This window comes from Enterobacter sp. WI-ESBL-E8, from assembly GCF_053364895.1.
The window spans coordinates 2,112,869-2,123,927 of record NZ_JBRWXJ010000001.1; the positions used below are offsets into that span (position 1 = coordinate 2,112,869).

The following is an 11,059-nucleotide window of genomic DNA, read 5'->3' on the forward strand; positions in this document are numbered from 1 at the left end:
ATCAATCGTCTCACAGTGTGTTTGTCGCTCACATCGCACCCTCATTCCTCTTAACTTTAGCAATGAATTCCTCTGTGATTGATAGGCCCGCTATGATTTCCGAATTTAAGACGGAAGCACCAAATTTGCTTACAAGGTCTAGAAGAGTTTCATAAGTCTGGATGAGTTCCATTAGATCGGAAATCACTAATTGGTCATGCTCAGTGCGCAAATGTGACCGGGCAGAGGCATGATGCACTATCCACTCGAGATTGGCCTTGATTTTGTGAACATCATCATAGTTATACATATTTCATAAGCTTAAATCCTCATTTCAAGATTTCTTTGAGAAAAATACTTCCTTGCTTCAAACACTGAAGCTATGAGTGACGTATAAAGTTCATTTAGTTTAGAGGTAATAATGGCTAAGCCGGACTGGGGCGAGCTGCAGAAGCGGTTCCTGTCTGATCACGCTGCTACTGGCATATCCCCTAAGAAATGGTGCGAGGCACATAATCTTAATTATGTAACTGCTCGCCGCTATATCAAGAAAACTGCTGCGCAAAATACAAAAATTTACCCGCAAAAGATAGTGCGCACTGCGCAGAATGATAAAAGCGCAGATGAGCTGGTGGCTATAAAGCTAAGCGCGAAGGTAAAGCACTTTATTGCTGAATACCTGAAGGATAATAACGCCACGGCAGCCGCTGCACGTGCTGGCTATAGTGACCCAAACTATGGTCGTCAGCTAATAGCGAATCCTAACGTTGCGCAGGCAATTGCGCAGCAGCAAAAAGCCTCCATTGAGCGCACGCTTGGCAGTGCCGATGAAGTCCTCGCACAGATGTGGCAGCTCGCTACCTTCGATGCAAATCAGCTTTCGCAGTATCGCCGCGGTGCGTGTCGTTACTGCTGGGGTTTCGCTCACCAGTATCAGTGGCGTGATGCCGTGGAGTTCGAAGAGAAAAGACTTGAGGCCGTTGAGCGTGACAGACGTGAACCCGAAGATTCCGGCGGGTACGGTTACGACCACAACCGAGAGCCTAACCCTGAATGCCCACGCTGCAACGGTGATGGCATTGGCCAGCCTTACTTCGCTGACACAAGGAAACTTTCCCCTGATGCTGCGCTGGCTTACTCCGGCGTCAAGCTGGGGAAGAGTGGTGTGGAGATTACGGCCATCAGCCGTGAGCGAATGTTCGAAGCGGTAATGAAGCGCCTGGGCCTGGTCGATAGTGAGTTTGCGCAGCGACTGCAGCAGATTGAAATCGAACGACGGCAGCTTGAGGTCGAGAAACTCCGTAAAGAGCTGGCCGGTGATGGTGAGGACGATGAACCAACTCCAGTGCAGATCAATATCAACGTAGTGGATGCGAGGGCAGACGATGGGGATCAGCCCGACACTTAACATTCCTCAGGCACGCTTCCTCGCGATGCAGCACAAATTCAAAGCCTATGTTGCCGGGTTCGGTTCCGGTAAGACGTGGGTGGGTTGTGGCGGCATCTGTAAGGGGATGTGGGAGCACCCTAAAATCAACCAGGGTTATTTCGCGCCGACGTACCCGCAGATTCGTGACATATTTTACCCCACGATTGAAGAGGTGGCCTTTGATTGGGGCCTGAGCGTCAAAATCAACGAGGGGAACAAAGAGGTTCACTTCTACGAGGGGCGACGGTTCCGCGGGACCACAATCTGCCGCTCGATGGAGAAGCCCGGCTCGATCGTCGGCTTTAAAATCGGTAACGCGATGGTGGATGAGCTGGACGTCATGGCGGCTGCCAAAGCGCAGCAGGCGTGGCGAAAAATCATCGCCCGTATGCGTTACAAGGTTGATGGTCTGCGTAACGGTATTGACGTCACGACCACGCCGGAAGGGTTCAAATTCGTCTACCAGCAGTTCGTAAAGGCGGTGCGTGAAAAGCCGGAGCTCGCGGCCCTGTATGGACTGATTCAGGCCAGCACGTTCGACAATGCGAAGAACCTGCCCTCGGATTACATCCCGTCGTTGCTGAGCTCTTATCCTGATGAACTGATTCAGGCCTATCTGCGCGGGAAGTTCACGAACCTCAATAGCGGGACCATTTACCACAAGTTCAACCGTAAGCTGAATAACTGTACTGACGAGATTCAGGATGGGGATCCGCTCTTCATTGGTATGGACTTCAACGTAGGAAAAATGGCCGCAATAGTTCACGTAAAGAGGAACGGGTTACCGCGTGCGGTTCGTGAACTCGTGAAGGTCTACGACACGCCGGCGATGATTAAGCGCATTCAGGAAGAGTTCTGGCGCTATGAGGACGGTCGCTACGTAAAGAGCCGGGAGATTTACATCTATCCGGATGCCTCAGGCGATTCCCGTAAATCCCAGAACGCCAGCAAGACCGATATTGCTCAGCTTAACGATGCCGGCTTCAGCGTCATCGTTGATGATGCCAACCCGCCGGTTAAAGACCGCATCAACTCGATGAACGCCATGTTCTGCAACGCCAACGGCGAGCGCCGCTATCTGGTGAACGTGCAAAACTGCCCGGTTTATACCGAGAGCCTCGAGCAGCAGATCTGGGCGGTCAATGGCGAACCGGACAAATCAGCTGATAACGATCACCCCAATGATGCTGGTGGGTACTTCATCGTGAAGGATTACCCGATCGTGAAACCGGCATACTCAATCACCATGGACACCACTTTCTGATATGGCAAACGACGACATCACCTGGGTTCGACCAGAACACCGGGCGGCTTCTGCTGCCTGGCGGAAATACAGGGACTTTTGCAAAGGGGCTGAGGCCGTAAAAGCGGCGGGTAATAAATATCTGCCGTATCTCGACCCAACCGATAAATCCACGCGTAACCGCAAACGCAACGAAGACTATCTGAGTCGCGCGGTGTTCTATGCCATTGCCGGCAACACTAAAATCGGCATGCTTGGCATGGCATATCGAAAGGATCCCACCTTTAACGGCCCGGAGAAGATCAAATATCTGTTAGACAATGCTGACGGGGCCGGCACCAGTATTTACCAGCAGTCGCAGCTGGTGACCGAGAACGTGCTGGAGGTTGCGCGAGAGGGGCTTTATGTCGATTACGCAGATGCCTCCGATGAGGCGATCATCCTCCGCTACCCGGCAGAGAACATCATTAACTGGCGGACGAAGCGTATCAATGGGCGCGATCAACTGGTGCTGGTGGTCCTGCGCGAATGCGTAGAAGAGCCGGATGGTTACGCTTACAAGGATGAAATCCAGTACCGCGAGCTGGCGCTGGAAGAAGGGAAGTTTATCTGCCGCGTATGGCGCCGGGCAGGTGGCACTGCAAGCGGAACCTATGTCGTCGACAGCGAATATCATCCGAAGCCTAAAGGGAAGGAATACTGGGATGAAATCCCGTTCACTTTTGTCGGCGCCCAGAACAACGATCCCACTATCGATGACTCGCCGCTGGCTGCGCTGGTGGAAATAAACCACGGTCATTACCGTAACAGTGCTGACTATGAAGACAGCGTGTGGTTCTGTGGCCAGGTGCAGCCGTATATGACTGGTCTTGATACCGGCTGGCGAGATCACCTTGAGAAGACCGGAGTAAAAATTGGTTCCCGTTCACCGCTAATGCTTCCCAAAGATGGCTCGTTTGGCTATGCCCAGGCGCAGCCGAACATGCTGGCTAAAGAGGCCATGGACAGCAAACGCGATTACATGGTGCAGTTGGGCGCCCGACTGATTGAGCAGAACGCCACGGCGAAGACTGCAACGCAGGCAAGCGGTGAGCAGACATCATCAACATCGGTGCTGGGTATCTGCGTTTCCAACGTTTCCGAGGCTTATACGCTGGCGCTGGGCTGGTGTGCTAAATACCTCGGAATTAAGGACGAATCGACGAGCTACACCATCAACCAGGAATTCATCGCGAAGGTTGCAGAATCCGGGATGGTTACCGCCATTGTGAACGCCTGGCAGTCCGGTGCGCTGCGCGATAGCGATATGATTCGGGCACTTCAGAAACTCGACCTCATCAACCCGGCAGACAGCCCGGATGATGTGATTGATGCGCTCCGCAATCAGGCGCCCTCATTGACCGGGGGCTGAGATGGCAACAGTCAACGAAAGTTTGCGGGATGAGGCCATTGCCCATTCCGTCTGGATTAGCCGCTATGCGACGGGTGTCGCTAACCGGATGGTGAAGCTGCTCAACGAGACGGACGCAGAACTGTCTGCCCGTCTGCTGGATGCACTGGATCGGCTCCCGGCTGATAGCTTCACGGTTACACGTCTGGAAAGCTTGCTCGGCAGCGTACGCGAACTTAACCATCAGGCTGTCGCTTCGATGCAGTCCGGGCTGGAAGGGGAACTGCTTGCGCTTTCCAGGAATGAGGTCAGTTATCAGCTGAGCCTGTTCGATTCCCTTCTTCCCTCACAGGTGCTGGCACGCTACCCGCTACAGGGAATCACCGCCGATATGGTTTATGCCGCGGCGATGGCTCAGCCATTTCAGGGGCGCCTGCTGAGTGAGTGGGCGGAGAATCTGGAATCGGACAGGCTGGCGCGGATCGTAAACGCTGTACGCCGTGGCTATCTTGCTGGCGACACGGTTGAATCCATCTCCCGAAGCGTGCGCGGTCATGCCAATAAAGACTATCGCGACGGCGCGCTTCAGATGAGCAGGGCAAACGCCGCAAGCATCGCTAAAACAGCCGTTAATCATCTGGCTGCCACCGCGCGCAACAGCTTCACCAGCGCCAACAGTGACATCGTGAAGGGTAAGCAGTGGCTGTCTACACTGGACAATAAAACCAGCCACGACTGCATCATTCGCGACCTGCTGCGCTACACCCTGGATAATAAACCGATCGGGCACAAAGTACCTTACCTGCAAGGGCCCGGGAAAATTCATTTCTGTTGCCGTTCTACTGAAACCCTGATTATCAAGTCCTGGCGCGAACTCGGCATTGATATTGATGAGATGGACGAGGGCACTCGTGCCAGCATGGATGGGCAGGTACCTGCTAAAACCACGTATCTTGAATGGCTCGCGCGTCAGCCAGCTCAAAGGCAGGATCAGGTTCTGGGTGCCGAGCGTGGTCGTTTGTTCCGCGCGGGTGAAATCGACCTGGCTGATATGTTCACTGACAAAGGCGAATGGATCAGCCTGGAACGTTTGAAGCAGCTCTCAGGCACAGACAACTAACAATCACATCTTACTCCACGCCCTGGCATCCGCCGGGGCTTTTTTATGGGCGAGGCCCGGCAAAATCCCGAGGGGAAATTATGTTAATTCGAAACATGCTTCTGAAATATTACGCACCTGAAAGCGGCGGTGAGGGCGGCGGTGGCGGTGGTATCGAAATCACTCCTGAAATCCAGAAGCTGATTGATGAGCGCGTGACCAGTGAAGTCACTGGCCTCAAAACGAAAAATAGCGAACTGCTGGGCACTATTAAACAGCAGAAGGAAAACCTGTCCCGATTTGAAGGTATCGATCCAGACGCGGTGCGCGGCATCTTGCAGCGTTTTTCTGACGACGAAGAGGCGAAGCTTATCGCCGCCGGAAAAATTGATGAGGTGCTCGATAAGCGCACCGAGCGACTGCGTGCTGATGTCGATAAAAAGATTAAAGCAGCAAATGACCGCGCGGACAAAGCCGAAGCGTTCTCCAACAAATTCCGGGACCGCGTCCTGGGTGATGCAATCCGAGCTGCAGCCGCGAAGACAGGCGCGCTGCCGGAAGCATCCGACGACTTGATCCTACGTGCCAAAGGCACATTCCAGCTCAACGACGAAGGTGAGGCCGTAGCAGTTGATGCAAATGGCGATGTTCTGTTCGGGAAAGATGGCAAAACCCCACTAAGCCCGCTTGAGTGGGCGGAGTCTCTTAAGGAGACGGCTCCACACCTGTTCCCGCGCGCCGAAGGCACCGGCGCAGGCGGACACAAGCCAAACGGCGGTGGCAGCCTGAAACGTTCCGAAATGAGCGCCAGCGACAAAGCGGACTACATCCGCAAGCATGGCCAGCAGGCCTTCCTCAAACTTCCGAAATAAGGGTTTTAAACCATGGCAACGACTGTTAATACTGACCTGGTTATTTATGATGACCTGGCCCAGACCGCTTTTCTTGAGCGCCGCCAGGATAATCTGGAAGTGTTCAACGCTTCCTCCAACGGTGCGATTTTGCTGGATAACGAACTGATCGAAGGCGATTTTCGTAAGCGTGCTTTCTACAAAGTTGGTGGCTCCATTGAATCGCGTGACGTGAACTCCACCGATAAAGTGACGGGCAAAAAGATTGGTGCCGGTGAAGCCGTATCTGTCAAAGCACCGTGGAAATACGGACCGTACGAAACCACCGAAGAGGCTTTCAAACGCCGCGGCCGCTCTGTAGACGAGTTCTCCGAAGTGATCGGCACTGATGTGGCTGACGCGACACTTGAGGGCTACGTTAAGTACGGCCTGAAGGCGCTGACTGCGGCGATTGGTGCTAACGCCGACATGGTCGTAACCGCCGACATTGAGACCGACGGTAAAAAGACCCTGACGCGCGGCCTGCGCAAATACGGGGACAAGTTTAACCGCGTGGTGCTGTTCGTGATGCACTCTGCCACCTACTTCGACATCGTGGATGAGGCGATCGCCAACAAAATCTACGAAGAAGCGGGCGTGGTGGTTTACGGCGGGCAGCCAGGCACCCTGGGTAAACCGGTGCTGGTTACCGATACCATGGACGCGGATGCGATCCTTGGGCTGGTGGCCGGAGCGGTAACCGTCACCGAGTCTCAGGCGCCGGGCTTCCGTTCCTACGACATCAACGACCAGGAAAACTTGGCTATCGGATACCGCGCTGAAGGCGTGGTGAATGTCGACCTGCTGGGTTACAGCTGGGATACCTCCAAAGGCGATAACCCAGACCTGACCAAAATCGGCACTGCAGGTAACTGGAAGAAGCACTTCACCAGCAACAAATCTACGGCTGGCGTGCTGATTAAATTGGCATCCGCAGTGGGGGAGTAACGCTGTCAACGGATAAAACCTCCGCAACCGCTGACAGCACAGACGCGGTAACTGTTTCTTTGAAGTACACGCTGAATGGCTCCGGTGTATCCGGTAAAACCGTCGCGTGGACGTCCACAGGTGGCACGCTTAGCACGGCCAGTTCTCAAACAGGCTCTGCTGGTGGTGCAACGGTGAAACTCACATCAGACGTTGCTGGCACCTTCACGGTAACCGGCACGGTTGAAGGAGTGGCGAAAACCACTGATGAGATCACCTTCACTGCGCCTGCCGGAGAATAACGAATGGGGCGAAAGCCCCATAAACAGGATGATTCGATGATCAATACCGATATCACCTCTCCTGATGCCAACAGCTACGCCAGTGAAGAGGATCTTGCCTCATTTGCGGAAATACGCGGCATTGAACTGCCTGACAAACTCACACCTTTGTTGATTAAGGCCATGGATTACCTGGAAGGGCTGGACTGGGTTGGCTCCAAAGCTGACCCGAGACAGGCTCTGGCCTGGCCACGCGTGAATGTCGTTCTGGATGAACATGATTTCCCGCCTGATGAAGTTCCACGGCAGGTTATAACCGCGCAGTGCATGCTGGCGGTAGAGGCAATCGACGGCGATCTACTCTCCAGCGTGCGCGAAGCCGCTGTGAAAACTGAACGTGTGGAAGGTGCTGTCACCTTGACCTATGCGGTCGCAGATGGCGAAGTATTTGCGCCGTCTTATCCTGCCGTTATGGCGCTGCTGGGCGACCTTGCTGGTGGTCGTGGTTACGCCATTAATGCATTTGCAGAGAGGGCCTGATATGGCGATTGATTACCAACGTATGCAGGCCAGAACGACCCGCATGCTCAGGCAGAACGGCGCGACGTACAACGTCACCCGTAAAGGCTTGGTAACGGTTATCGGCGGCGTTGAGCATAAAACTGAAGCGGTCCGTTTTACTGCTGTGGGCGTGAAGACCGAATACGCGCCAGGCGAAATTGATGGAACGGTCATCGTTAACGGCGACGTGCAGATCGTATTCACCGCTGAGCAGGAAATTAAAATCGGTGATGTGGTTGATATTGACGGCACAGCCTACCGTGTTGTCAAACCGAACCCGGCAAAACCTGCCGTGCTGGTGCTCTGCTACAAAGCGCAACTGAGGGCTTAGCATGGGCGAGAACGCGGCTTTCCTGGCTGAAATCACGGCTTTCGTTAACAAGGCAAAAACGAATCAGGAAGCAGTGGTGCGCGCCGTCGGAATCAAAATTCTTAACCAGCTGGTGGTGATGTCCCCAGTGGGCAACCCGGAGTTGTGGGAAGTTAACCAGACAGCCGTTTCCTATAATCGCACTGTTTACGACCATAACGAAGCGCAGCGCGCCAATCCCGACAACCTGACCAAAACCGGGCGACTGAAGAAAAAAGCCCGGGTGGTGGATGGGATGGACATCAAAGCACCGCCGGGGTATACGGGCGGACGCTTTCGAGGTAACTGGCAGATATCGTTTGATGCGCCAACGACTGACGAGACAGGGCGAATAGACAAGACCGGCGACCTGACAAAAGCGGCCGGGAACTACACGCTGTCGCTCTTCAAAGTCGGGATGAAGGCCATTTATTTCTGCAACAACGTGCCCTATGCCTACCCGCTTGAAATGGGGCATTCCACACAGGCTCCGGGCGGCATGGTCCGCATAACTGCAGCAGAGTTTCAACGCTTCTTTGGGGAAGCTGTCAGGGAGGTAATTAAGTGATTCCTGATATTGCATCTGCGCTAGCCGCCAGACTGGGTGCCTGGGCCGATGCCGAGGGCGTTTCGGTTGCATGGGAGAACGTGCCGTTTACACCTCCAGCTAACGAGATGTACCTGGCCGTTCACGATATGCCCGTTACGCCGCGAACAATCGATCTCGGTTTGCGCTGCCGGACTTATTCTGGCGTGTACCAGATTAATGTCGTGGCGCCAGCCGGCTCCGGCCGTACCTCCGTCGTTGCCCTGGCGGGCAGAGTAGCAGAATTGTTCCCCGAGGGGCTGGAAATTGCAGGCAAAGACTTTAGCTGCTGGATTAGCAGCGCGCCTGGCATATTCCGCGGCGTCCCTACACCTGTGTCCTACACCGTACCTGTCAGCCTGAATTATCGGGCAGACATTACCATCTGATTCCCTCTGTGATGTCCCACAACTGACCGGCCTTGAGCCGGTTTTCCCGTTTCTGAAGGAGTAACCATTATGGGCTTTGCACTGCCTAACGGCTCTCATGTCTATTTGGCATCGGGCTACGGCCCGGCCATTACTTTCACCGGCGCGACGAATGCTGAGCACGCGGTGGTCACCGTCAGCGCCGCGGATGATATTGTGGTTGGCGATATCGTTCACGTGAACTGCAACTGGTCGGGTATTGATAACGTTATCGCGAAAATCGACGCGATTGCGGAGAATGCTGTCACTCTTCGCAACATCAATACCACCAACAAAAACAAATACGCGGCCGGCGGCGGTTCCGGCTCTATTCGCAAAATTGAAGAATGGACCGAACTGCCACAAATCACTGAGGTATCGAAATCTGGTGGTGATCAGAACACCACGCAGATTCAGTTCCTCAGCGATGATCGCCAGCGCAACCTGAACACCTTTAAATCCGCTGTCTCTCAGACTTACTCAATTGCTCACGACTCAACTCTCCCTGTTTATCCGCTGCTGCGCCAACTGGACGAAGACGAAGAGACTGTGGCGGCGTACATGTACGTGCCGAAGGCGAAGGAGAACCGTTACTGGGCGGCCACGGCATCTTTTGACGACACGCCGACCACGGCGGTCAACGAGGTCGAAACGGTAAGCGTCGTGCTGAACCTGCAATCGCCAGCGATGACGTTCTATAAAATCACAGGCGCCGCGGCATAAGCCGGGCATAACGAAAATCTGAGCCTCCTCCATGGAGGTTTTTTTTACTAAGAGGCAACGATGGCGACTAAATTCACCCTTCAGCCCAAACCAACTTTCAAGGCCAACGTCACGATCCCGCGCGCTGGCGATGAGGATGGTGTACTGACCTTCACGTTTAATCATAAGCCACTTAAAGAGCTGGCTGATCTGGAAAAACTGGAAGGCAAAACTGCCACTGATTTTCTGATGGAAATTATTTCTGGCTGGGCGCTCCCCGATGCATTCAACGCGGAAAATCTGTCGGTGCTGCTGCAAAACTATCCGGCTGCAATGAAGGCTATCCCTGAAACCTACTATCGCGAACTAATGGGGCAGCGCGAAAAAAACTAATAGCGGTTGCCTCTGCATTCTATACGCCTGAACCCACAGCGGCAGACCTGGCACCCTATGGGCTTACGCCGGATGACTACGACGATCAATACATTGACGTCTGGCCAGATGTATGGCCTTCATTCCTGGTGTTTCAGGCCGTCAGTACGCAATGGAGAACGGGAATGGGCGGCGTGTCCGGGCTCGACTATAACGTTTTGCCCTGGGTGATGCGTCTGCACAACGTCGACGACGAGGCAACCGCGCTGTCGGACATCCGGGTAATGGAGAACGCAGCTTTGTGCGTTATCCATAAACGATCAGAGTAGGGTATTTGTCAATTTAAGCGAACCTACTGCTCGCTCAATCTAGAATGATTTGAGCAAGTCACAATTAGCGTTGTTGTATCGTTGCTTCGCTTCTTCTGACCATTTTTCCTTGAGTGTTTGGTAAGGAAGGGAGGAAGACTTATCCAAAGGGATGGAGTCTTTAATTGACTGCCTAATATCTGAAACAGTACCCGAGAAAATAACTCCAGCATAGAAGTCATTATCAAAATCTATACCTGAGCGTGAATATAATCCTTCCTTGAGGTGTTTTTTCCCCTCAGGATCGGAAAGTACTTTTTTCATTGATAAAACATAACGTTCTGCATGCTTTTTGGTTGCAGGCCCATCAGCTTTATGTGTGTTCTCATAAATTATGGTCAGATATGCCAGACAATCTGCAGATGCCATTGCTTCGCGCATATTTGACTCCAGATTTACTGAAGCGAAAGATACAGAAGGTACAAGTGCACACAAGGCTAGAGCTTTTTTAATCACTTTTACTCCTAATTTGGGGG

Annotated in this window: 15 protein-coding genes; 14 read left to right on the forward strand and 1 reads right to left on the reverse strand. The window is 53.4% G+C overall.

Features of this window, described 5'->3' with window-relative positions:
• Positions 1 to 400: 400 nt before the first annotated feature.
• The 14 genes from ACWHWP_RS10155 (at position 401) to ACWHWP_RS10220 (ending at position 10,544) form a co-directional block, all read left to right on the forward strand.
• Positions 401 to 1,387, forward strand: coding sequence for a terminase small subunit (locus ACWHWP_RS10155; protein ID WP_447855501.1), 987 nt, complete (start codon positions 401 to 403; stop codon positions 1,385 to 1,387).
• Complete coding sequence (locus ACWHWP_RS10160; protein WP_447855502.1) at positions 1,365 to 2,672, forward strand: terminase large subunit domain-containing protein; 1,308 nt, start codon at positions 1,365 to 1,367, stop codon at positions 2,670 to 2,672. The genes ACWHWP_RS10155 and ACWHWP_RS10160 overlap by 23 nt, the downstream gene beginning before the upstream one ends.
• Before the next feature lies 1 nt (position 2,673).
• Complete coding sequence (locus tag ACWHWP_RS10165; RefSeq protein ID WP_447855503.1) at positions 2,674 to 4,062, forward strand: DUF4055 domain-containing protein; 1,389 nt, start codon at positions 2,674 to 2,676, stop codon at positions 4,060 to 4,062.
• 1 nt (position 4,063) lies between these two features.
• Positions 4,064 to 5,161: a hypothetical protein gene (locus tag ACWHWP_RS10170; RefSeq protein ID WP_447855504.1), complete on the forward strand. Its 1,098-nt coding sequence runs from the start codon at positions 4,064 to 4,066 to the stop codon at positions 5,159 to 5,161.
• A gap of 80 nt (positions 5,162 to 5,241) precedes the next feature.
• Entirely contained in the window at positions 5,242 to 6,012 is a 771-nt protein-coding gene (locus ACWHWP_RS10175; protein ID WP_119937802.1) for a hypothetical protein, read from the forward strand.
• A 12-nt stretch (positions 6,013 to 6,024) separates the two neighbouring features.
• Positions 6,025 to 6,978, forward strand: a complete 954-nt coding sequence (locus ACWHWP_RS10180) for a major capsid protein (RefSeq protein ID WP_370972292.1) — start codon at positions 6,025 to 6,027, stop codon at positions 6,976 to 6,978.
• Between the two features lie 2 nt (positions 6,979 to 6,980).
• Complete coding sequence (locus ACWHWP_RS10185) at positions 6,981 to 7,259, forward strand: Ig-like domain-containing protein (RefSeq protein WP_447856656.1); 279 nt, start codon at positions 6,981 to 6,983, stop codon at positions 7,257 to 7,259.
• Between the two features lie 36 nt (positions 7,260 to 7,295).
• A complete protein-coding gene (locus ACWHWP_RS10190; RefSeq protein WP_370972609.1) occupies positions 7,296 to 7,778 on the forward strand; it encodes a DnaT-like ssDNA-binding protein in 483 nt (160 codons plus the stop codon).
• A gap of 1 nt (position 7,779) precedes the next feature.
• Positions 7,780 to 8,130 carry a hypothetical protein gene (locus tag ACWHWP_RS10195; protein ID WP_447855505.1) on the forward strand — a complete coding sequence of 117 codons (351 nt, stop codon included), beginning with the start codon at positions 7,780 to 7,782 and terminating at the stop codon, positions 8,128 to 8,130.
• A 1-nt stretch (position 8,131) separates the two neighbouring features.
• On the forward strand, positions 8,132 to 8,716 hold the full coding sequence (locus ACWHWP_RS10200) for a hypothetical protein (RefSeq protein ID WP_370972290.1): 585 nt from the start codon (positions 8,132 to 8,134) through the stop codon (positions 8,714 to 8,716).
• Positions 8,713 to 9,123, forward strand: coding sequence for a DUF4128 domain-containing protein (locus ACWHWP_RS10205; RefSeq protein ID WP_370972288.1), 411 nt, complete (start codon positions 8,713 to 8,715; stop codon positions 9,121 to 9,123). The genes ACWHWP_RS10200 and ACWHWP_RS10205 overlap by 4 nt, the downstream gene beginning before the upstream one ends.
• Positions 9,124 to 9,192: 69 nt before the next feature.
• Complete coding sequence (locus ACWHWP_RS10210) at positions 9,193 to 9,864, forward strand: phage tail protein (protein ID WP_447855506.1); 672 nt, start codon at positions 9,193 to 9,195, stop codon at positions 9,862 to 9,864.
• A 60-nt stretch (positions 9,865 to 9,924) separates the two neighbouring features.
• The gene (locus tag ACWHWP_RS10215) at positions 9,925 to 10,236 is read left to right on the forward strand and encodes a phage tail assembly chaperone (protein ID WP_447855507.1); all 312 of its coding nucleotides are present in this window, start codon (positions 9,925 to 9,927) and stop codon (positions 10,234 to 10,236) included.
• Positions 10,237 to 10,283: 47 nt separating this feature from the next.
• Positions 10,284 to 10,544, forward strand: a complete 261-nt coding sequence (locus ACWHWP_RS10220; protein ID WP_447856658.1) for a DUF1799 domain-containing protein — start codon at positions 10,284 to 10,286, stop codon at positions 10,542 to 10,544.
• Positions 10,545 to 10,583: 39 nt separating this feature from the next.
• Here ACWHWP_RS10220 and ACWHWP_RS10225 read toward each other — a convergent pair whose 3' ends face one another.
• Positions 10,584 to 11,039 (reverse strand): hypothetical protein, encoded by a 456-nt coding sequence (locus ACWHWP_RS10225; protein ID WP_447855508.1) that lies wholly within the window; start codon positions 11,037 to 11,039, stop codon positions 10,584 to 10,586.
• Between the last annotated feature and the right edge of the window lie 20 nt (positions 11,040 to 11,059).